Raw genomic sequence first — 21,956 nt, forward strand, 5'->3', positions numbered from 1 at the left:
CGGTTCACTCCGCTAGGGCTCCTGCCACCACCGTGTCCGCGGCCCCCGACGGGCCGTCACCACCGGGCGTTGATCTGCTGGATCTGGGTGAAGCCCTCGAGCATCCCCTCGAGCGAGAGCTCCCGCCCCTGACCGCTGCCCTTCATCCCGCCGTAGGACTGGCCGACCTGCTGCGCGCCACCCTGGTTGACCTGCACCCACCCGGACTCGATGCGCTGCGCGGTGCCCAGCGCCATACCCACGTCCCGGGCGAAGACGAAGGCGGCCAGGCCGTAGTGGCTGTCGTTGGCCATGGCGACCACCTCGTCCTGCTCGCGCCAGCGCAGCACGGACAGCACCGGCCCGAAGATCTCCTCCCGCGCGATCCGCCAGCCGTTGTCGACCTGGGTGAGGATCATCGGGGCGTGGTAGAAGCCGGGCTCCCCGACGGTGAGCCGCTCCCGGCCGTCGTAGGCCACCCGCACGCCCTCGGTCGCCAGCCCCTCGTCGATGAAGCTCTGGACCCGGTCCCACTGGCGCTGGTTGATGATGCAGCCGATGTCGGTCGACTCCTCGCGCGGGTCGCCGACACGCAGCTGCGAGACCTTGGCCACCAGCTTCTCCAGGAAGCTGTCGTGGATGTCCTCGTGCAGGAAGAGGCGGGACCCCGAGGTGCAGCTCTGCCCCTGGCGCGCGAAGCGGGTGGCCAGCAGCACCTGCTCGACCACGTCGTCGGTGTCGGCGTCGGGGAAGACGATGCACGGGCTCTTGCCCCCGAGCTCCAGGCTGACCTGGGCCAGCCGCTCCCCCGCCGTGGCCGCGACCCCGGCACCGGTGGCGGTCGAGCCGGTGAACGAGACCTTGTCCACCCCGGGGTGCTCGACCAGCGCCTGCCCGACCTCCGGGCCGTAGCCGGTGAGGACGCCCAGCACGCCGGCCGGCAGGTGACGGGCGCAGACGGCGGCCAGCTCCAGGATCGTCGTCGGGGCGTCCTCGGCGGCCTTGAGCACCACAGCGTTGCCGGTCACCAGCGCGGCCGGGACCTTGAAGGCGGCGATCATCAACGGGCTGTTCCACGGCAGGATCCCGGCCACCACCCCGACCGGGAGCCGCCGGGTAAGCGACAGCTCGTCCGCGCCGACGGGCAGGGTGACGCCCTTGACCTCCCCGGCGAGCCCGGCGAAGTAGCGGAAGGCGCGCACCAGCAGCTGCGCCTCGGGCCGGGCCTGGGTGCGGATCGCGTTGCCGGTGTCGAGGGCGGTGAGGGCGGCGAGCTCCTCGACGACGTCCTCGAGGTCGTCGGCGATCCGGAGCAGCGCGCGCTGCCGCTCGGTGAAGGGCAGCGCCGCCCACCCCGGCTGGGCGGCCCGCGCGGCGGCGACCGCACGGTCGGCGTCCTGCGCCCGGGCCCGCGGCACGGTCCCGATCACCCTCGTCCGGTCCACGGGCGTGATGACCTCGATCGTCTCCCCGGAGACCGCGTCCACCCAGTCCTCGCCGATGAGCATCCGGTATGCGCTCGGTGAGGTGGCCTCGGAGGTGGACGCAGCGTCGGTGCCGGTGCTCATGGTGCTCCTCGTGGACGGGGCGGGCCGGGGACAGGAGGGACACTAGTCAACCTCACCCGGGCCCGGAGAGGCCGTGTGAGAGCGTAGGCGCATGGCGCGGCGCATCGTGGTCCTCAACGGCCCCAACCTCAACCTGCTCGGCACCCGTGAGCCGCACATCTACGGCACCGCGACGCTGGCCGATGTGGAGGAGCTGTGCGCCGGACGGGCGGCCGCGCACGGGCTCGAGGTGAGCTGCCGGCAGAGCAACCACGAGGGGGAGCTGGTCGACGCGCTGCAGGAGGCGGGAGCGGACCCGGAGTGCGTCGGCGCCGTGCTCAACGCCGGGGCCTACACGCATACCTCGATCGCGCTGCACGACGCCGTCAAGGCCACCGGGCTGCGCCTCGTGGAGGTGCACCTGTCCAACCCGCACGCCCGCGAGCCGTTCCGGCACACGTCCTTCCTCTCCCCCGTCGCGGAGATGGTGGTCGCCGGCGCCGGGATCGACGGCTACGGCTACGCCGTGGAGCACCTCGCCACGACCCCCGGCCCCCGGGCGGAGAGCTCGGCCGACCCGCGCGGCTGAGCGCGCTCAGGCGTCCTCGAGCAGGGCGCGGACGGCGTGGTAGCCACCCAGCCCGCTGACCCCTCCGCCGCGCCGTGACCCCGCGCCGGCCAGCAGCACGCCGGGGTATGCCGTCTCCACGCCCCAGCGCTGTGCCGCGGTCTCGAGCGGGGCGTCGTCGTCGGCGAAGGGCCACTCCAGCGGCCCGTGGAAGATGTTGCCCCCGGGCATCGCCAGGCTGGCCTGCAGGTCGCGGGTGGTCCGGGTCTCGATGCACGGCCGACCCTGCGCGTCGGGCAGGACGACGTCGTCGATCGGCTCGGCCAGCACCGAGGACAGCGAGTCGAGCACCGCGCGCTCCAGCTCGGCCCGGACCTCCTCGCCCCGCCCGTCCAGGAGCCGGTCCGGGGTCTGCAGGGTGAAGACGGTCATCGTCTGTGCCTCCGGGTGCTGCTCGCGCAGCTGCGGCGTGAGGATGCTGGGGTCGGTGAGCGAGTGGCAGTAGATCTCGGCCGGCATCGGGCTCGGGACCTGCCCGCGCTCGGCGGCGGCCGCGGCCTCCTGCAGCTGGGTGTAGGTCTCGTTGATGTGGAAGGTCCCGCCGAAGGCGGCCTCGGGTGCGACACCCGCCTCCCGCAGCCGCGGCAGCCGCGAGAGGAGCAGGTTGACCTTCACCTGGGCCCCCTCGACCCGCTCCCCCGGCTGGCCCCCGGCGACCTCGTCGAGCACCGCCGGGGCCGCCGCCCACAGGATCCTGCCTGCGGTGGCGCGCTGCGGCCTACCCTGCGCGTCCTGCCAGGTGACCGCACCCTCCTCGAGCCCGGTGACGGTGGCATCGGTGACGAGCTCCGCCCCGGCCTCGCGGGCGGCCCGCTCCAGCTCCCCGGAGACCTGGCCCATGCCCCCGATGGGCACGTCCCAGTCCCCGGTGCCACCGCCGACGACGTGGTAGAGGAAGCAGATGTTGTGCCGCAGGTGGGCCGCGTGGGCGTCGGCGAAGGTGCTGATGAGGCCGTCGGTGAGCAGCACGCCGCGCACGAGGTCGTCGGCGACCCCCGCCTCGATCACCTCACCGAGGGGACGCTCCAGGAAGTCGCGCACCAGCCCCGGGTCGCCGATGCGCCGCGCCATGTCGCGCCGCCGCACCAGCGGCTCGGTCATCGTCGGCCACACGGCCCGGGCGAGCTCGCCCACCCGGGCGGAGAAGTGCTCCCAGCGGGGGGCGTCGGCGGCGGCGCCCACGGCCGTGAACGAGGCGGCCGAGGCCTCCGGGTCACCGTGGTCGATGAGCAGACCCGTGTCCCCGCCGGGCACCGGTGTGTAGGAGGAGTAGCGCCGACGACGCAGCGACAGGGACAGCCCGAGGTCGTCCACGACCTGCTGCGGCATGAGGCTGACGAGGTAGGAGTAGCGCGACAGCCGCGCACCCATCCCGGGGAAGGCCTCGGCGGAGACGGTGGCGCCTCCCAGGCTCGGCGAGCGCTCCAGCAGGAGCACCGAACGGCCTGCGCGGGCCAGGTAGGCGGCTGCGGTGAGGCCGTTGTGCCCACCACCGACCACCACGACGTCGTGGCTGGAAGTCATGGGGCCGATGGTAGGCGTTGCCCGTCAGTCGCGCGGGCGCCGGTCAGTCGCGCGGGCGCCGGTCCTGTCGCCGGTCGCCCTGCCGGCCTGCCCCACGGCCCTGGCCCGGGCCACCGCGGCCCTGCGGGCGGCGGCCGCCCTGTCGCGGCCCACGCGGACCGCGCGGACCGCCACGGCCGGGACCGCGCTTGGGGCGCATGACGTCGTCCAGCCGGCTCTGGGGCACCGGCTCGGCGTCCGGGACCGCACCGCCGGCGGTCTCGATGACCGCGTGGTCCTCGGGCGCCACCGTGCGCGGCTCGGTCTCCACGCCCGCGGCGTCCAGCATGCGGGCGACCTGGCGCTTCTGGTGCGGCAGCGCCAGGGTGACGACCACGCCGTCCTCGCCGGCCCGGGCCGTCCGGCCGGAGCGGTGCAGGTAGTCCTTGTGGTCGGCCGGCGGGTCCACCTGCAGGACGAGCGAGACGTCGTCGACGTGGATGCCGCGGGCGGCCACGTCGGTGGCCACGAGCACCGGCAGCGTGCCGGACTTGAAGGCGTCCAGCACCCGGGTGCGCTGGGCCTGGTTGAGCCCGCCGTGCAGGGCGGCCGCGAAGACCCCGGACTCGCGCAGCTGCAGCGCGACCCTGTCGGCGCCGAGCTTGGTGCGGCAGAAGACGACCGTGCGTCCGGACCGGTTGGCGATCGCGGCGGTGATCGGCTTCTTGTGGTGCGGGTGCACGAGGAAGACGTGGTGCGCCATCGTCGTGACGCTGGCGCGCGCGTCGTCGGTCGAGTGGGTGACCGGGTCCTTGAGGTAGGTCCGCGCGACCTGGTCGACCCCGTGGTCCAGCGTGGCGGAGAAGAGCAGGCGCTGCCCGCCGGACGGCGTGAGGTCGAGGACCTGTCGGATCGCCTCGACGAAGCCCATCTCGGCCATGTGGTCGGCCTCGTCGAGCACCGTCACCTCGACCTCGGAGAGGTCCGCGGCGTTGCGCTCGATGAGGTCGATGAGACGGCCCGGGGTGGCGACGAGGACGTCCACGCCCTTCTCCAGCGCCTTGAGCTGCGGGGTGTAGGACATGCCCCCGGCCACGAGGACGAACCGGCGGTCGACCGCGCGCATCAGCGGCGCCAGCGCGTCGACGATCTGCATGGCCAGCTCACGGGTCGGCGTGAGGATCACCGCGCGCGGGCGGTGCGGCACGGCACGGGGCCGGGCGGCGAGCCGGTCCAGCAGCGGCAGCCCGAAGGCCATCGTCTTGCCCGAGCCGGTCTGGCCACGACCCAGCAGGTCGCGCCCCGCCATCGCGTCGGGGATGGTCGCCGCCTGGATCGGGAAGGGGGTCGTGATGCCGATCCGCGCCAGCGTCGTCACCAGCTCCTCGCGGAGCCCGAGCGGGGCGAAGCCGTTGTCCGCCTCCACCGCGGCCGACACGTCCTCGCTGTGTGCCGCGGACACCCGGTCCTGGTATGCCGCGTCCGCCGCGTCGCGCTCGGCCTCGGCCTCGGCGAAGGCGTCGTCGGCGCTGCCGCGCTCCCACGAGTGGGACGGCCTCCCGCGCTCACCGCCGCGGCGGTCCTCCCAGCGGTCACCGCGCGGACCACGGTCCTCGCGCCGGCGCCCCTCGTCCCAGCTGCGACCCTCGTGCCGCCCGCGGCCCGGGCGACCTTCCCGCTCCTCGCGGTGCGAGCGCCAGGTCCGCTCCTGGTAGCCCGAGCCCTGCTGCCGACCCTGGCCCTCTCGCGAGCCACCCCGGTCGTCGCGGCGGTAGCCACCGCGGTCGTCACGGTCGTCCCGGCGGTAGCCGCCGCGGTCGTCGCGCTCACGGCGGTAGCCGCCGCGGTCGTCGCGCTCACGGCGGTAGCCACCCCGGTCGTCACGGTCGTCGCGGCGGTAGCCACCGCGGTCTCCCCGGTCGTCACGGTCGTCGCGGCGGTAGCCACCGCGGTCTCCCCGGTCGTCCCGGCGGTAGCCGCCCCGGTCGCCCCGGTCGTCCCGGCGGTAGCCGCCCCGGTCGTCACGGTCATTCCGGCGGTAACCACCGCGGTCGTCCCGGCGATAGCCATCTCGGTCGTCCCGGCGGTAGCCGCCCCGGTCACCCCGGTCGTCGGCGCCGTCGCGACGACGCTGCGCCCGCTCGCCCTGCCCGCGGGGGTCCCGCTCGTCGCGGTCGCGCCACCGCTGCTTGCCGCCCGGACGCTCGTCCTGGGCGCCGCGGCTCGAACCGCGCCGGTCGCCACGACCGCCCTTGAGCTGGGCGCGGGCCTGCTTCTCCCGCGCCTGGCGGGCGGCCTTCTTCTGGGCGGCGGTGTGGCGGGGCTTCTTCTTGCCGGACGCACCGGCGCGTGCTGGTTTGGCCATGGTGAGGCTCACCTCTTCGAGTGGGTCGAGGTGGGTTCTCGCCTCGACGCCTCTGGCGTGACCGGACCTACCTCCAGGCGCTCGTCACGGCGCCCGATCTCCCCCGAGGATCGGATCGTCCTGAGGGGTTCGCCCGGTCGCGCACAAGCGGATACCGGGGAAGGACCAGTCTACCGCGCCTCAGGCGTCGATCCGTTCACGGTCCAGGTCGTGGGCGGACTCGACGATGAAGTCCTTGCGCGGCGCGACCGAGGACCCCATGAGCAGATCGAAGACCTCGTCCGCCCGGGCGGCGTCGGCCAGCGTGATCCGCCGCAGCGTCCGGTGCCGTGGGTCCATGGTGGTCTCTGCCAGCTGGTCCGCGTCCATCTCGCCCAGCCCCTTGTAGCGCTGCATCGGTTGCTTGACGGTGCGCCCCTTCTTCTCCAGGCCCGCCACGGTGCGGCGCATCTGCGCCTCGGTGTAGGTGTAGAGGAACTCCCGCTCGCGGCCCTTCCCGCGCCCGCCGGCGACCTCGATCCGGTGCAGCGGGGGCATCGCGGCATACACGCGGCCCGCCTCGACGAGCGGGCGCATGTAGCGGAAGAAGAGGGTGAGCAGCAGGGTGCGGATGTGGGCGCCGTCGACGTCGGCGTCGGTCATGATGATGACCTTGCCGTAGCGCACGAGGTCGAGGTCGAAGGACCGGCCGGAACCGGCACCGATCACCTGGATGATCGCGGCGCACTCGGCGTTGGCGAGCATGTCCTGGACCGAGGCCTTCTGCACGTTGAGGATCTTGCCCCGCAGCGGCAGCAGCGCCTGGTAGTCGCTGCTGCGCGCGAGCTTGGCGGTGCCGAGGGCGCTGTCGCCCTCGACGAGGAACAGCTCGGAGCGGTCGGTGTCGTTGCTGCGGCAGTCGGCGAGCTTGGCGGGCAGCGAGCTGGACTCCAGGGCGTTCTTGCGGCGCTGGGTCTCCTTGTGCAGCCGCGCCGAGATGCGCGACTTCATCTCGGCCACGACCTTCTCCAGCAGCAGCGAGGCCTGCGCCTTGTCGCCGCGGTGCGAGCTCGTGAGCCTCTCGGTCAGGGCCTTCTCGACGGTGCGGGACACGATGGTGCGCACGGCGCTGGTGCCGAGCACCTCCTTGGTCTGTCCCTCGAACTGCGGCTCCGGGAGGCGGACCGTCACCACGGCGGTGAGGCCCGCGAGGATGTCGTCCTTCTCGACCTTGTCGTTGCCGACCTTGAGCTTGCGCGCGTTGGTCTCCAGCTGCTTGCGGAAGACCTTCATCAGCGCCTGCTCGAAACCGGCGACGTGGGTGCCGCCCTTGGGGGTGGTGATGATGTTGACGAAGCTGCGCACCACGGTGTCGTAGCCGGTCCCCCAGCGCAGGGCGACGTCGACCTCGCACTCGCGCTCCACCTCGCGGGACACCATGTGGCCCAGCTCGTCCAGCATCGGCACGGTCTCGCTGAAGCTGCCGGTCCCCTGCAGCCGCCACACGTCGGTCACCGCGACGTCCGGCGCGAGGTACTCGGCATACTCCGCGATGCCGCCGGAGTAGGCGAAGGTCTCCTCCGTCGGCCCCTCGGCCCCCGGCGTCCCCGGCAGCCGGCGCTCGTCCCGGATCACCATGGTGAGGCCGGGGACGAGGAAGGCCGTCTGCCGGGCGCGCGCGACGAGCTCGTCGTGGGCGAACTGCGCCTGCGCCAGGAAGATCTGCGGGTCCGCCCAGTAGCGCACCCGGGTGCCGGTGACCCCGCGCCGTGCCTTGCCCACGACGGCGAGCTCGCTGCTGCGCTCGAAGGGCGTGAAGGGCGCGGTCGGGTCCGGTGTCCCGCGGTCCGCGAAGGTGCCCGGCTCGCCGCGCCGGAAGCTCATGCCGTAGGTCTTGCCGGCGCGGTCGACCTCGACGTCCAGCCGGGCGGACAGCGCGTTGACCACCGAGGCGCCGACGCCGTGGAGACCGCCGGACGCGGCGTAGGAGCCGCCCCCGAACTTCCCGCCCGCGTGCAGCTTGGTGAAGACCACCTCGACCCCGGACAGGCCGGTGCGCGGCTCGATGTCGACGGGTATGCCCCGCGCCCGGTCCCGCACCTCGACCGACCCGTCCGCGTGCAGGATCACCTCGATCCGGTCCCCGTGGCCGCCCAGCGCCTCGTCGACCGCGTTGTCGATGATCTCCCAGAGGCAGTGCATGAGACCCCGGGCGTCGGTGGACCCGACATACATGCCCGGGCGCTTGCGCACCGCCTCCAGGCCTTCGAGGACCTGCAGGTGCCGGGCGGAGTAGTCCTGAGTGGTCACGTCCGGCAGGCTAGCGCGGGCCGCCGACAGGCCCCGGGAGGCGCGGCGCGCGGGTGGACGGGAGCCCGGGCTTACGCGCAGAGCGAAACGTGCCCCACCCGGGGCACAAAGACGCGGTCCGGGGACGTTGGCATGTTTGACTGTGACGACCAACCGTTGGTTGGCCACTGGAGAGGAGACCGCCGTGAACGCCACTCTGACCCCTGAACTCAACGCTGCCGACCGCTGCGACCGCTGCGGGGCCCAGGCCTACGTCCGGGCCCGCCTGGGCGACGGCCTCGAGCTGCACTTCTGCGCCCACCACGGGCGGGAGCACCTCGACAAGCTGCGCGCGGTGGACGACGTGGACATCACCGACGAGACCCACCGGCTGCAGGAGCAGGAAACCCCCGCGGTCTGAGGCCTCGCCCGACGCGCCCCTGAGCCGCACCGACGCCCGTCCGGCACCCGTGCCGGGCGGGCGTCGGTCTGCGTCGGGCACAATCTGCTCCATGGAGCCGGCCGAGATCCTCATCCTGGTGTTCATGGCGATCGGCGTCGTGGGGATCGTCCTGCCGATCCTGCCCGGTCTGCTCATCGTGCTCGTGGGGTCCCTCATGTGGGCGCTGACGCAGCAGAGCACGCTGGGATGGGTGGTCTTCGCGCTCTCGGCGCTGGTCTACGCGCTCGGCGTCGCCCTGCAGTGGGCCATCCCCGGCCAGCACATGCGCCGCGCCGGGGTCCGCACCTCGACCCTCGTCATCGGCGTGCTCTGCGCGCTGGTGCTGGGCTTCGTCATCCCCGTCGTGGGCCTCTTCCTGGGCTTCCCCCTCGGGATCTTCCTCGTCTCCCTCGCCCGCACCCGGGACCGCCGTGAGGCGCTGGGCCACACCCGGCTGGCGTTGCGGGCGGTCGGCCTCAACATCCTCATCGAGCTGGCGACGGCCTTCGCGCTCATCGCGATGTTCGTCGTGAGCGCGCTGGTGCTCACCCCCTCGTGAGCACGAGAGACGTCCTCCGGTGCCTGTCTCCCTGCGGACGGCACCGGAGGACGTGGTTCGTGGGTCCTGCCTGTGATCGGTCGCTGCGCCGGTCAGCCCTCGACCATGCGGGCATACGCGACGGTGTTGTCCTCGTGGTGTCCCGTGGACTCGTCGAACTCACCGCCACAGGTGATGAGCCGCAGCTCGGGCTCCTCCGTCGGTCCGTAGACGTCGACGGTCGGGAACTCGTCCTTGGGGAACTGGTCGACACGGTAGACCTCGTAGGTCACCGTCCGGCCGTCCTCGCGGTCCACCTCGGCGGTGTCCCCGGGCTCCAGGGCGCCGAGCTCGAAGAAGATCGACTCGATGCCTCCGGCACCCGTCACGTGGCCCTCGATGATGGTCGGTCCGACCTCACCGGGAGTCGGTGAGCCGTCGTACCACGCGGCCTCGTGGTAGCGGTCGCCGCTGGGCACCTCCAGGGTGCCGTCGTCGGCGAGACCGAGGGCGTGCAACGGGCTGGTGACCGAGATGGAGGGTATGCGCACCTCCACCGGCTCCGAGGGCTCCAGACCCTCGACGGTCGGCTCGGCGTCGGACCCGTCCTGCTCCTCCGACTCCTCGGGACCCGGCACCGCACCCGCGGCCTCGTCGGAGGCCTCGGCCTCCGCCGTGGTGGGCGCGGCGTCGCTGTCTGACCCGCTGTCGGGGTCCTGCGTGGCCGCGGCGCCGTCCTGCTCCGGAGCGGTCTGCTCCGCGCTGGCCGGGGTCGGCGAGGGCGGGTCGGGCCGCTGCGTGCCGAAGCCGACGCCGACGAGGACCACACCGACGAGGACGGCGAGCACGGCCAGGGCCGTGAGGACAAGGCCCCCACGGCCCCGGTCGGTGTGCTCGGCAGACATGTCAGCTGTCGGTGCGACGACGCTGGTTCAGCGCGAAGGCACCGGCACCGGCAGCGAGGAGCAGGGCACCGCCGGCGATCATGCCGGAGTTCTCCATCCCGCTGGTGCTGCCACCACCGGTCTCCACGCCACCACCGGGGGCGCTCATCTGGCCCATCTCGAAGGCGCCGCACAGGGCCGGGTCGGTGGCCTCCGAGGGCAGGCTGTCGTCCAGGTCGGACATCTGCTCGCCGTCGTACTCGCCGGAGCCGTTGTGGTCGACACCGTGGACGACCACGACACCCTGGCCGTCGTGCAGGCTCTGGGCGATGTCGTCCGGCACCTCGAAGGTGCGCTCGTAGGTGTAGGTGCCGTCGGACGGGAAGTTGGCGACGTCCAGCGCGCCGGCCTCGGAGGTGTCCGCGTCGTTGCCGGTCAGCGAGACCCGGACGGCGCCGTAGCTGTCGATGGCGTCGGTGGTGCGGATGGCACCCTCGAAGCCGCTGCCCTCCATGTCGGGGTCGGGGCACTCGCCGGCGCCACCGAGGTGGATGTGCTGGGCGTGCGGGGCGCCCTCGAGCAGGCCCTGCACCTCGACCTTGATCCAGACCTCGTTGCCGGTGACCTTGGCCCAGGCCTCGCCGCTGCCGCCCGAGTCGTTGAGCTCGGTGAACGTGGTCATGAGCTCCACGGTCTCGTCCTCGTGCGCGGCCAGCGCCGGGGCGGCGCTCACCGCGAGCAGGGCCGGGGCGGCCAGGGTGGCCATGGCTGTCGTGAGCTTCTTCATCCGGGGGTCACTCCTCCAGTTGGTGCCGCTGCAGCCGTGTGCCACAGCGTGAGTACACCGGGGATTCGGCGCGGGCCCAGGAACGGATTGGAGTTGTGACGGAGATCACATCGTGACGCCGAGGGCCCCTGCGCCGTCGTCGGCGGCAGGGGGCGGCGGCTCAGGTGAGGGGGACGACGACAAAGGGGTCGGTCGTCGGCTGGGTCGAGCCTCCCGTGGGCTCCACGGTGAAACCGACCGCGACCGCGTCGTCGGGCGAGCCCTCGAGCAGGGCCTGGCCCTCCTCGAGCATCTCGGGCTGCAGCACCCCGGCGGAGCGGGCCGAGCCGTCGGCCCCGACGAACCAGGCCTGGTAGACGCTGCCGGCCTGCGGTCCGGCGAAGTCGGCGGGCAGCTGCACCACCGCCCGACCCTCGGTCGCGGACACGACGACGGCCAACGGGCCGTCGGCGGTGTCGGCGGTGTGCTCGGAGGCGTCGTCGGCGCGGATGACCTGCGTCGCGGCGTCCGGGTTCAACGCCTGAGACACACCCCATACCCCACCGGCGAGCACCACCGCGGCGGCGGCCGCGGCCAGCCACCGGCCGGGCCGGGCCCGGCGACGCTGCTCGCGGGCCTGACGGCGGGAGGTCAACGAGGTGACCTGGGCGACGTCGGGCCGGTCTTCGCCACGGTCCTCGTGCGTCGTGACGGTCGTGGTGTCGCGACCGCTCCCCTGTCCCCCCGCCTCCGCGGCGATGAGGTCGAGCACGGTGGTCCGCAGCTGAGCGGGCGGCTCGACCTCGAGGTCCTCGCTGAGCAGGACGGACACGTCCTGCAGCTCCTGGACCTCGCGGCGGCACTGCGCGCAGGACTCCAGGTGAGCCTCGAACGCGGCGCGCTCCTCGGGGTCGACGGCATCGACGGCATAGGCCGCCGCCAAGTCGTGCATGTCGCCCTCCTTCATCCCTGCTCACCTCCGTCCAGCTGCTTGCGCAACTTCGTCAACCCGTCCCTGATGCGAGTCTTGGCCGTCCCCAGGGGGACGTCCATCCGCTGGGCCACCTCACGGTGGGTGAGCCCGGAGAAGTAGGCCAGGGCCACGGTGGTCCGGTGCGGCTCACCGATCCGGTCCAGTGCCGTGCGCACCCTGGTCGCCTCCATCCGCTCGACTGCCTCCTCAGCGGTCGCGTCGTACGGCGGTGTTGTCTGCTGGGATTCGTAGCGGTCCAGCCGATCGGATTGGGCCTGTTCGGAACGGACCCGATCCACGGCCCGACGATGGGTCAGGGTCAGCACCCAGCCCAGCGGCGATCCCCGCGAGGGGTCGACCTCGCCGGCCTGGCGCCAGATCTGGAGGAAGACGTCCTGGACGACCTCCTCGGCCATCGCCCGGTCCCGGACGACGCGCAGGGCCAGGCCGAACACGCGTGGTGACAGCAGGTCGTAGAGCTGCGCGAGGGAGGTCTGGTCACCGTCCGCGACGAGACCGAGCAGCTGGATCAGGTCCGGCCGCCCGGCCTCGGAAACGTCGACGACCCGGGCGTTGCCCGGGTCGTGGTCGTGGGTGTCGGAGGTCAGAGACCCTGCTCCCGTCGCCGGTCCCACTGGTGCTCCATCCGCTCCATGAAGGAGCCGGAACGGGAGGTCTTCTTCTTGACCGTCCCCGACGTGCCGGACCGGCGGACCGAGCCGTCCTTGCCCACGACACCGCGGGGGCCGGAACCTGCCTTGCCCGAGCCGGTCTTCCCGGAGCCCGTGCGTGCCGGTGACGCCGCCCAGGCGCCCCCCATCACCATCGCGAGGAAGCCCAGGGCACCGACCCAGATCATGGAGGACATGACGCCCACCACCACCAGGGCGAGACCGCCGAGGGCGGAGAGCACCCCGAGGACGAGCCGACGCCGGTCCAGCCCGCCGGCTGCACCGCCCGTTGCCGGGCGCTTGAGCTGGCTGGCGAGGCGAGGATCCTCGGCGTAGAGGGCCTGCTCCATCTGCTCGAGCACACGCTGCTCGTGATCTGAGAGCGGCACGTTCACCTCCGGTGGTGCGAGTCGAGGGTCGGTGACACGGAGACCGACACCATGTCCTGACATCAAGGATAAGACGTGAACGAGCGGAGCACTACCCGGAGTTCCCCGACCGGGTCGACGAGGGTCTGCGGTGCGTCGACCGGACCCGTCGGAGGGGTCAGCGGCACAGCAGGCTGGCCGGGCGCACCGCCTGGTGCCCGAACCGGGCGACCGCCCGGTCGGCGGCCCGCTCGGCCTCGCGCCAGCCCCGCTCGGGCTCGTCCAGCCTGCCCTGGACCAGGGTCTGCCCGACCTCGGTGATGCCCTCCACCCGCACCCCGAGCATGCGGATCCGGGCACGCTGCAGGCCCAGCGCGGCGTACAGCGAACAGGCGGTGCCGTGCACCTCCCGGGTGACGTCGGTGGGGACGGCGACGGTGCGGGACCGGGTGATGGTGGTGAAGTCGGAGAAGCGCACGGTCAGCACCACGGTGCGGCCCAGCACCCCGGCGTGACGCATGCGGCTGGCCGTGCGTTCGGCGAGGTGCAGCAGCTGCCGACGGACGAGGTCGGGATCGTCCACGTCATGGCTGAACGTCTCCGAGGACCCGACGCTGCGCTCCCGGCGCTGCGGCACGACCGGGTCCTCGTCGATCCCCCAGGCCAGGGTGTGCAGCCGCGCGGCGGACTGCTCGCCGAAGGCGCGGCGCAACGTCGTCAGGGGCACGTGGGCCAGCTGGGCCACCGTGTGCAGACCCAACCGGTGCAGCTCGGCCTCGGTGGCCTCCCCCACCCCCCACAGGGCACCCACCGGCATCGGGTGCAGGAAGGGGACGACGTCCTCCCGGGCGACCATCCTCATGCCGTCCGGCTTGGCCGCCCGGGAGGCCATCTTGGCGACGGCCTTGGAGGGAGCGGCGCCGACCGAGCAGGTGATCCCCTGCTCGTCGGCCACGGTGTCGCGGATCCAGCGACCGATGGCCTCGGGCCCGGCCCAGCGCCGCCCGGTCGCGGAGAGGTCGAGGAAGGCCTCCTCCATCGAGACCGGTTCGACCTGGGGGGTGACCTCGGCGAAGATCGCCATCACCGCCTCGGAGACACGGGCATAGCTGTCCGGGTCGGGCCGGACCACGACCAGGGGCGGGCACAGCCGGCGCGCGGTGGCCATGGGGATGCCGGACCGCACGCCGTAGGCCCGGGCCTCGTAGGTCGCCGCGAGCACCACGCTGCGCCAGCCTCCGCCGACCACCACCGGCAGGCCGCGCAGGTCCGGTCTCTCCAGCAGCGAGACCGCCGCGTAGAAGGCGTCCATGTCGACGTGCATCACCCACCCGCGGCTCACCACCCGGAGCTCCCCGGGCTGGAGTGCCACAGCTTGGTGCCCGGCTGCCGGGTCGCCTCACCCGCGGGCGCCACGTCGGCATACGGCGACTGGGCGAAGCCGGAGGCGTGCAGCAGCACCCGGCGGCCCGCCGGGGCACCGGCCTGCTCCGAGGCCCGCCGCGAGGCGTCCTCCGCCTCCTGCGCCACCAGGCGCGCGGTCCGCTCGGCCTGCTCCATCGCCTCGAGCGCCGCGGCGCGACCACCGAGCTCCCAGGCCTGGGCGACCTCACCCAGCTCCCAGGCCGCGGTCGCCCTGATCGACACCCCGCGCGGACCGGTGCGGCGCACCACACCACGCACCATGAGCAGCCAGGAGTGGAACACGGTCGCGGCGTAGGGACCCTGGACGTCCTCGAAGAAGGTGGCGTCCGCCGGTCCGCTGCCGTCGTCCACGGTGAGGAAGACCACCCGCCTCCCGGACCGCACCGGCGGGGTCTGGGTCGCCACCTTGGCACCGGCCACGAGCACCTCGGCACCGCCGCGGTAGGAGAGCAGGTCCCGGGACCGGGTCACCCCGAGGTCGGCCAGCATCGGGCCGAAACCGGCCACCACGTGCTGGCTGACGTCCATGCCGAGCACCTCCAGCTCGGCCCGCAACTGCTCGGACTCGCTCATCTCCGGCAGGCCGCTGCCGACGAGCGGTGCGGGGTCGTCACCGAGCTGCAGCGTCAGCTGCGTGGTCGCGGCGGCGGAGGCCTGGTGCCAGGACCGGCGCCCGACCGCCTGGTCCTCCGCCCGCGCGGCCACCTCGCCGGCCCCGAGGGTGGGGGCGGTCCGGAGGCGTCCGGAGCCGGTCCGGCCGCGGCCGCTGCCGGCGTGACGCGACCAGCGCTCCAGGTCGCGGACGTGCAGCATGAGGTCGCGCCGGGTCAGCCCGGCCCGGCCGGCGCCTGCTCCGCCCCGGGCCCCGGGACGTGCGGGGCGGGGGGTGCGCCGACCGACCCGGTGCAGCTCGTCCAGCCCTCCGGCCAGCACCAGCCGTTCGGCCGTCGGGCGGCTGGGGCGGGCCCGGTGCCACAGGTCGGACAGGGAGTCGTAGGGCTGGCCGGCGACGATCCTCGCGACCTCGTCCTCGCTGATGCCCTTGACGTCGGACAGGGACAGCCGGATGCCGTACCCACCTGCCCGGCGCTCGACCAGCCCCATCACCGCGTCGACCCGGTCGGGGGTCCGTCGCACCGTGCCCTGAGCCGTGGGTGACCGGTCCACGGCGGCGAGGAAGCCGTCGGGCACACCGGACCCGGATCCGGGCCTGCTGCCGGGCGCAGAGGGGTCGCCGTCCGCCCCGCGCGGGTCCACCCGCTCGACCCGGTAGGTCGCGCCCGAGGCGTTGACGTCGAGCCCGAGCACGTGGACCCCCATGGTCCTGGCCTCGTCCAGGATGAGCCGCTTGGGGTACATCCCCGGGTCGTGGGTGAGGACACCGGCGAGGAAGGCCGCCGTGTGATGCGTCTTGAGCCAGGCCGACTGGTAGGTCGGGAGCGCGAAGGCCGCGGCGTGCGCCTTGCAGAAGCCGAAGGAGGCGAAGGCGGCCAGCACCTCCCAGATCCGGTCCACCTCGTCCGGGCGGTAGCCCCGTGCCGTGGCCGCCGCACGCCACCACATCTCCACCTCCTGCTGCCCCGCCGGGCTGCCCATCGCCCGGCGCACCTCGTCGGCCTGGGCCAGCGTCACGCCGGTGGTCTCGGCGACGATCTGCAGCACCTGCTCGTGGAAGACCACCACCCCGCACGTCTGCTCCAGGTAGGGCACCAGGCTGGGGTGGAGGTACTCCGGCTCCCCCCACCCCTGACGTGCGTGGAGGAAGGGCCGGATCATGTCGGACTTGACCGGGCCGGGGCGGAAGAGCGAGATGTCGATGATGATGTCGGCGAAGTTCTCGGGCGCGAACTTGCCGACCAGCTCCCGCTGCCCGGGCGACTCGATCTGGAAGCAGCCGAGGGTACGGGTGGACTGGATCAGGGCGAAGGTGTCCGGGTCGTCGAGCGGCACCTGGGCCCGGTCGTCCAGGTCGATCCGCGCACCGTCGACCCGCTCGACCTCGTCGAGGGCGTGCGTCATCGCCGACTGCATGCGGATGCCCAGCACGTCGAGCTTGAGCAGGCCCAGCTCCTCGACGTCGTCCTTGTCGAACTGGCTCATCGGGAACCCCAGCCAGCTGGACTCGACCGGGGTGCGGTCGAGCAGCCCGGTGTCGGACAGGACCACCCCGCACGGGTGCATCGCGATGTGCCGGGGCAGGCCGTCCAGCGACTCCACCAGCTCCATGAGCAGCTGCATCCTGGGGGCGTCCAGCCCCTGACGGCGCAGCTCGGGGAGGTCACGGATCGCGGCGCGGGCGTCCCGGGCGCGGATGTGCGGGAAGGCCTTGGCGATGACGTCGACCTCCCCCGGCGGCATCCCCAGCGCGGCGGCGACGTCCCGCACCGCGTGCCGCACCCGGTAGGTCTCGGTCATCGAGACGCAGGTCACGCGTTCGGAGCCGAAGCGTTCCAAGATGCGCTCGTAGAGCTCGGTGCGCCGGGCGGACTCGACGTCGATGTCGATGTCCGGCAGCTGGGCGCGCAGCGGTGAGCAGAAGCGCTCCATGAGCAGGCCGTGCTCCAGCGGGTCCACGCCGCTGATGCCCAGCAGGTAGGTGACCAGGCTCCCGGCCCCCGACCCGCGGGCCGCCACCCGCACGCCCTGCTCCCGGATCAGGTCGCACACCTGGGCGACCGTGAGGAAGTAGGTCGGGTAGCCCAGCCCGGCGATGACGCCCAGCTCGTCCTCGAGCCGGTCGTGGATCCGGCGCAGGGACGAGGACCCCGTCCCGGGGTAGCGGGTGGCGACGGCCTGGGTGCAGCGCTCGGTGAGGACCTGGTGCACCTGCCCGACGCCCTGCACCCCCAGCACCTCCGGCTCGGGCAGGTGGACCGCCCCGATGCCGAGGTCGGACCGGGCGTCCTGGTGGCAGGCGGCCGCCAGCTCCAGCGTCTCGCGCAGCAGCTCCTCGGCACGGGCCCCGGGGCCGGCCGCGTGCTCGAGCTGGCGGGCCAGGCCGTGCATGGCGGAGGTCGTCGCCAGGTGACCGGCGCTGCTGACCCGGTCCAGGTGACGCTCGTCGAGCGCGACCCGCCGTCGGGCCGCGTCGAGGACGTCGACCACCCGGGCCTGCTCGGGTCGGGCGTGCCGCACCGCGGCCGTGAGCACGGCGGGGACCCCCACCTCCCGGGCCAGCGCCCAGGACGCCGTGGCGTGCGCCAGGCTGCCCGGCGTGCCGTCGGGTCCTCCGTGGCAGACCACCTCGACCCGCACCGCCCCTGCCGGGAGCAGCCGGACCCAGGCCAGGAGCAGCTCCCGGGCCCGGTCACGGCGGCGGGCGAGCAGCGCCCTGCCCACGTCGGAGTCCGGACCGAGCAGCAGCACGACCGGAGCCGCCCCGGCCGTGCCGGCCGCCGCCCGGGCGACCAGCTCGGGGGTGACCCGGGGGACGGAACGCTCCCCCGCCAGGTGGGTCTGGGTGACCAGGCGGCACAGCCTGGCCCATCCCGCCCCGGCCTCGGCGCCACCCCGCTGACCGCGGGCCAGCAGCACCACCCGCGGCTGCTGGTCGTCGACCAGCGTCCCTCCCTTGACCGGGCTGCGCGGGCCACGGCGTTCCGGGCGGGCGTCCGGGCCCTCGCCCCACCCACGCCCCGGGGCCACCTGACGCCGGTCCTTCCGCTCCTCGGTCCTGAGCCCGGTGACGAACGGGCTCCGGGCGACGTCGAGGTGGCCGGCTCGTCCCACCGGCCCGGACGGCGGACCCGCCAGGGCGAGGTCCACCCCCAGCACCGGCGCGACCCCGGCCTCGCCGCAGGCACGGACGAAGCGCACCGCGCCGTAGAGGCCGTCACGGTCGGTCAGCGCCAGCGCCGACTGCCCCAGCCCGGCGGCTCGGGCCACCAGCTCTGCCGGGTGGGACGCGCCGTACCGCATCGAGGCGCTGGAGGCGACGTGCAGATGGACGAAGTCGTCGCCGGCCCGGGTCACCGGGCTCACCCGTGACCCAGCGGGACCAGCTCGGCGTGCACCGGTACCTCGCACGGCAGGTGCAGCGAGGCACGCACCAGCTCCAGGAAGCGCTCCCCCGCCCGGACCAGGTCGTCGGCGTCCCGCGCGGTGACGGTGACGCTGCCGGCGCCGCGCTCCAGGGCGACCCGCCGCCGACCGGAGGCGGCGAAGAACGCGGCCCACTCGGTCAGCTCCGGTGCGACCGAGGAAAGCACCTCCCAGACGCTGCGCGGCCGGCTGCGGGGGACCGGCGTCGTGCGGGCGGCCAGCAGCGCCGCCCCGGCCCGCAGCGCAGCCAGGTGGGCACAGGTGTAGCGCTCGGCCGCGGTGGCGCTGTGGCACGCCTCCAGCAGCACCCCCCGTGATCGTTCCAGCAGGTCCAGCACGGCTCCGGCCGTGACCCCTGTCTCGATGACCGTCATCTCGTCGTCCTCTCCGTCGCTCTCGTCCTCGTGCTCATGTCGTCCTCACGTCCTCACGTCGCCTGCCCGCCTAGTCGGCCACCCGTTCCAGCCACCACCGCCCGCCCTGGACCAGGTCGTAGACCCCCGTCCCCGACGCCCTCCCGGCACCTGCCTCCACCCGCCAGACCACCCGCTCCAGCTCCGGCCGGGCTGCGGCGGGCTCCTCGTCCGCCGGGTTCGCCGGGTTCGCGCTCGTGCGCGCGTCCTCGCTCCGCCACCACGGCACCCGCTGGGTCCACCGGCCCAGCACCGCACGCACGAGATGCACCCGGCCCCGCCAGAGGAAGACGGTGGGGACCGGCGGGGACCCGCCGTCGGGGTCGAGCACCACCGCCCCGTCCAGCCGGACCCCGTGCTCGTCCGCGGCCCCGGTCCTGACCTCGACCGGTTCGTGATAGCTCCTGCTCATGCTGCGCCTCCTCGCGGACGATGAACCCAGGTCGATCACGAGGTCGCGGACGACCTCGTGATCGAACTTCTGTTCGATAGATGGGTACAAATGTACGACTCGGCTCCGACAGACTCAACCCCTCAGGTGAGCCTGATGCTCCTATGACCTGTCAAGCGGCTGGATCGAGGGTTGATGGTGCTTGCGGTGGGGCTGTGTCGTGGGCGAGTTCGGCGCGGATGGTGGGCAGGAGCTCGCGGATGAGGTAGCGCTTGAGGCAGCGGATGATCTCGGGTTTGCTCAGGTTCTGCTCGCTGCGTCGGGCCCGGTAGGCCTTGGTCCTGTCGTCGTGGCCGAGACGGACCATGATGATCCGCCAGAGGGCTTCGTTGGCGTGTCTGTCGCCGCCGCGGTTGAGCCTGTGGCGGTCGGTGCGTCCGGAGGATGCGGGTAGTGGGCTGACCCCGCACAGTGCGGCGAAGGAGGCCTCGGAGCGGATGCGGTCGGGGTTGTCTCCGGCGGTGATGAGCAGCTGGGAGGCGGTGTCGGGGCCGACTCCGAAGTGGTCCAGCAGACCGGGGGCGGTGTGCTTGACCAGGGCGTCGAGGTCGGCGTCGGCCTCGGCGATCTCCTCGGCCAGGACCAGGCAGCGGCGGGCGGTGCGGCGTAGCGCGAGCTTGACCGCCTGCTCGGGCTCGTGCAGGCGGTCGCGGTCCGGGCGCAGCCGCGCACACGCCTGGACGCGGGTGGTGCCGCTGAGTCCGTGCAGCTGCCCGCGGACCGGGTGCGGCGCGGTGATGACCAGCTGCACCAGGGCGGAGCGGGCAGCGACCATCGCCTTCATCGCGGCCCTCTTGGTCGCCTTCAGCGCGCGCAGCGACTCCACCGGCCCGGTGCGCGTCTTGGGTGTCGTCGTGGCCGTCCTGGCCAGCACGGCCCGGGCTGCGGCCTCGGCGTCCAGCGGGTCGCTCTTGCCCCGCTGACGACGCTGCTTGCGATCGGCGCGGTCGACCTCGACCACGTCCACGTCCTGGGCTGTGAGGTAGCGGGCGAGCTGGGCACCGTAGGACCCGGTGCCCTCGACCCCCACGCGGTCGACCTGCCCGTGCGAGCTCAGCCATCCCAGGGCTCGCCTGTTACCCGCCGCGGTCGCCGGGACACTCCTGGTGCCCAGCAGCCGGCCCTGGGCGTCGAGCGCGGCCAGGGTGTGCGTGTCGGCGTGGGTGTCGACCCCGCCGATGACGGTAGATGTCACCATGATTGGCGTCCTTCCGACTCTGATCCAGTTGGTTGGACACGCACCACCGGTCGGGCGGACAGCACAGTGACGAGGCCTACGCCAGGCTCCTATCAGGTCACGATCCGTCCGGCTGGTGCGTGCGCCCCGCCCGGCGACAGATCAGGCCAAAGGCACCAAGCCGGTGGACAACAGGGTCAGCCGGGCGGGACTTCCATCGAGCGTAACGACGGCACCAACAGCATCACTGTGGACAACTTCTGCGCCCGACGCAACGTCCGCAGCACGATGGACCCGTCGGCAGGTCCGGGTCGCAGGAGGGGGTGACCCGGACCCGCCGGCGCAGCGGATAGGCTCGGGTCAGGGCGACCAACCGGGCCACCGCCCTCCCGGCCCACCACCGGCGACCCCGTCCGCACAGGAGGACTCGTGATGCTCGTCCTGGACGGCGTGGACCTCCGCCCCCGCGTGCAGCGGGCCCTGGACGAGCACCTCGCCCGCCAGCGCACGGTGCTCGACGAGCTCGGTCCCCCGATGACCCCCCTGGTGGACGCTGTCGCCGAGCTGCTCTCCGGCGGAAAGCGGCTCCGGGCGGCCTTCCTCTACTGGGGCTGGCGCGCCCTGGGGCAGCCGGACGACCCCGCCGTGGTCCGCGCCGCCAGCGCCATGGAGATCTTCCAGGCGGCCGCGCTCCTGCACGACGACGTCATGGACAACAGCGACCTGCGCCGTGGGCGGCCCGCCGCCCACCGCACCTTCGCCACGTGGCACCAGCAGCGCGGATGGTCCGGGGACCCGGTCCGTTTCGGCCATGCGGCGGCGATCCTGGCCGGCGACATCTGCCTGAACTGGACCGACGAGGTCTTCTCGGCCAGTGGGCTGCCCCCCGCCGCCCTGCAGCGGGCCCGGCCCGAGTTCGACCGCATGCGCACCCAGCTCATGGGTGGCCAGTTCCTCGACATCCTCGAGGGCGCCCACGGGTGGGGCGACCTGGACCTCGCCGAGCGGTTGGACCGCTGCCGCACCGTGATCCGCCACAAGAGCGCCCGCTACTCCGTCGAGCAGCCGCTGCTCATCGGCGCGGACGCCGCCGACGCCCCGGAGGAGACCCGTGCCGGGCTGGCCCGCTACGGCGCGGCGCTCGGCGAGGCCTTCCAGCTGCGCGACGACGTCCTCGGCGTCTTCGGCGACCCCGAGCAGACCGGGAAACCCGCGGGCGACGACCTCCGCGAGGGCAAGCACACGGTCCTGGTCGCGTATGCCCTCGCCCACGCCGACCCCACCGGCGCCGCCCTGCTCGAGGCCTCCCTGGGCACCCCCGACCTGGACGAGCAGGCGGTGCAGTCCCTCCGCGACGTGCTCGTGCGGTCCACCGCGCTGCAGCGCACCGAGGACATGGTGAGCAGCGGCGCCGCCCGCGCCCTGGAGGCGCTGGACCAGACCCCCGGTCTGACCGACGAGGGGACGCAGGCGCTCCGGGAGCTCGTCGCGGTCTGCACCGACCGCGCCGTCTGAGG

At 73.4% G+C, this 21,956-nt stretch carries 18 protein-coding genes; 4 read left to right on the forward strand and 14 right to left on the reverse strand.

Annotation, left to right across the window (positions count from 1 at the left end; translation table 11 throughout):
• Positions 1-56: 56 nt before the first annotated feature.
• Complete coding sequence (locus tag SGUI_RS04030) at positions 57-1,547, reverse strand: aldehyde dehydrogenase family protein (protein ID WP_066636611.1); 1,491 nt, start codon at positions 1,545-1,547, stop codon at positions 57-59.
• A gap of 91 nt (positions 1,548-1,638) precedes the next feature.
• Between SGUI_RS04030 and SGUI_RS04035 the strand changes: the two genes are divergently transcribed.
• Positions 1,639-2,115, forward strand: a complete 477-nt coding sequence (locus SGUI_RS04035; protein WP_066636614.1) for a type II 3-dehydroquinate dehydratase — start codon at positions 1,639-1,641, stop codon at positions 2,113-2,115.
• A gap of 6 nt (positions 2,116-2,121) precedes the next feature.
• On the opposite strand, the gene SGUI_RS04040 is transcribed toward SGUI_RS04035, so the two are convergent.
• The 3 genes from SGUI_RS04040 to SGUI_RS04050 form a co-directional block, all read right to left on the reverse strand.
• Entirely contained in the window at positions 2,122-3,678 is a 1,557-nt protein-coding gene (locus tag SGUI_RS04040; protein ID WP_066636616.1) for a phytoene desaturase family protein, read from the reverse strand.
• A 43-nt stretch (positions 3,679-3,721) separates the two neighbouring features.
• Positions 3,722-6,034, reverse strand: coding sequence for a DEAD/DEAH box helicase (locus tag SGUI_RS04045; protein WP_237141448.1), 2,313 nt, complete (start codon positions 6,032-6,034; stop codon positions 3,722-3,724).
• A 168-nt stretch (positions 6,035-6,202) separates the two neighbouring features.
• Positions 6,203-8,311 carry a DNA gyrase/topoisomerase IV subunit B gene (locus SGUI_RS04050; RefSeq protein ID WP_191090943.1) on the reverse strand — a complete coding sequence of 703 codons (2,109 nt, stop codon included), beginning with the start codon at positions 8,309-8,311 and terminating at the stop codon, positions 6,203-6,205.
• Positions 8,312-8,495: 184 nt separating this feature from the next.
• Here SGUI_RS04050 and SGUI_RS04055 point away from each other — a divergent pair, with 184 nt between their 5' ends.
• Together SGUI_RS04055 and SGUI_RS04060 are read left to right on the forward strand one after the other, a co-directional pair.
• Positions 8,496-8,711: a DUF7455 domain-containing protein gene (locus tag SGUI_RS04055; protein ID WP_066636621.1), complete on the forward strand. Its 216-nt coding sequence runs from the start codon at positions 8,496-8,498 to the stop codon at positions 8,709-8,711.
• A 91-nt stretch (positions 8,712-8,802) separates the two neighbouring features.
• Complete coding sequence (locus SGUI_RS04060) at positions 8,803-9,291, forward strand: DUF456 domain-containing protein (RefSeq protein WP_066636624.1); 489 nt, start codon at positions 8,803-8,805, stop codon at positions 9,289-9,291.
• Positions 9,292-9,383: 92 nt separating this feature from the next.
• Here the strand turns inward: SGUI_RS04060 and SGUI_RS04065 are convergent, their stop codons facing one another.
• From SGUI_RS04065 to SGUI_RS04110, 10 genes are all read right to left on the reverse strand, one after another.
• Positions 9,384-10,175, reverse strand: coding sequence for a class F sortase (locus SGUI_RS04065; protein WP_066636628.1), 792 nt, complete (start codon positions 10,173-10,175; stop codon positions 9,384-9,386).
• A 1-nt stretch (position 10,176) separates the two neighbouring features.
• The gene (locus SGUI_RS04070) at positions 10,177-10,941 is read right to left on the reverse strand and encodes a CHRD domain-containing protein (RefSeq protein WP_066636631.1); all 765 of its coding nucleotides are present in this window, start codon (positions 10,939-10,941) and stop codon (positions 10,177-10,179) included.
• 160 nt (positions 10,942-11,101) lie between these two features.
• Positions 11,102-11,872: an anti-sigma factor gene (locus SGUI_RS04075; RefSeq protein ID WP_191090944.1), complete on the reverse strand. Its 771-nt coding sequence runs from the start codon at positions 11,870-11,872 to the stop codon at positions 11,102-11,104.
• A gap of 11 nt (positions 11,873-11,883) precedes the next feature.
• On the reverse strand, positions 11,884-12,528 hold the full coding sequence (gene sigK / locus SGUI_RS04080) for an ECF RNA polymerase sigma factor SigK (RefSeq protein ID WP_083190482.1): 645 nt from the start codon (positions 12,526-12,528) through the stop codon (positions 11,884-11,886).
• The gene (locus SGUI_RS04085) at positions 12,498-12,926 is read right to left on the reverse strand and encodes a DUF3040 domain-containing protein (protein ID WP_237141449.1); all 429 of its coding nucleotides are present in this window, start codon (positions 12,924-12,926) and stop codon (positions 12,498-12,500) included. Before SGUI_RS04085 ends, sigK begins: the two co-directional genes overlap by 31 nt.
• Before the next feature lie 184 nt (positions 12,927-13,110).
• Positions 13,111-14,304 carry a DNA polymerase IV gene (gene dinB, locus SGUI_RS04090; protein WP_472537420.1) on the reverse strand — a complete coding sequence of 398 codons (1,194 nt, stop codon included), beginning with the start codon at positions 14,302-14,304 and terminating at the stop codon, positions 13,111-13,113.
• Positions 14,271-18,275, reverse strand: a complete 4,005-nt coding sequence (locus tag SGUI_RS04095) for a DNA polymerase III subunit alpha (RefSeq protein ID WP_066642720.1) — start codon at positions 18,273-18,275, stop codon at positions 14,271-14,273. Before SGUI_RS04095 ends, dinB begins: the two co-directional genes overlap by 34 nt.
• Positions 18,276-18,334: 59 nt before the next feature.
• On the reverse strand, positions 18,335-18,772 hold the full coding sequence (locus tag SGUI_RS04100; RefSeq protein ID WP_066636638.1) for an SAV_6107 family HEPN domain-containing protein: 438 nt from the start codon (positions 18,770-18,772) through the stop codon (positions 18,335-18,337).
• Positions 18,773-18,842: 70 nt separating this feature from the next.
• Positions 18,843-19,223, reverse strand: a complete 381-nt coding sequence (locus tag SGUI_RS04105) for a DUF6504 family protein (RefSeq protein ID WP_066636642.1) — start codon at positions 19,221-19,223, stop codon at positions 18,843-18,845.
• Positions 19,224-19,374: 151 nt separating this feature from the next.
• Positions 19,375-20,460, reverse strand: a complete 1,086-nt coding sequence (locus SGUI_RS04110; RefSeq protein WP_066636645.1) for an IS110 family RNA-guided transposase — start codon at positions 20,458-20,460, stop codon at positions 19,375-19,377.
• A gap of 411 nt (positions 20,461-20,871) precedes the next feature.
• Between SGUI_RS04110 and SGUI_RS04115 the strand changes: the two genes are divergently transcribed.
• On the forward strand, positions 20,872-21,954 hold the full coding sequence (locus SGUI_RS04115) for a polyprenyl synthetase family protein (protein ID WP_066636647.1): 1,083 nt from the start codon (positions 20,872-20,874) through the stop codon (positions 21,952-21,954).
• The last annotated feature ends 2 nt before the right edge of the window (positions 21,955-21,956 follow it).

Source organism: Serinicoccus hydrothermalis (assembly GCF_001685415.1).
Lineage (GTDB): Bacteria > Actinomycetota > Actinomycetes > Actinomycetales > Dermatophilaceae > Ornithinicoccus > Ornithinicoccus hydrothermalis.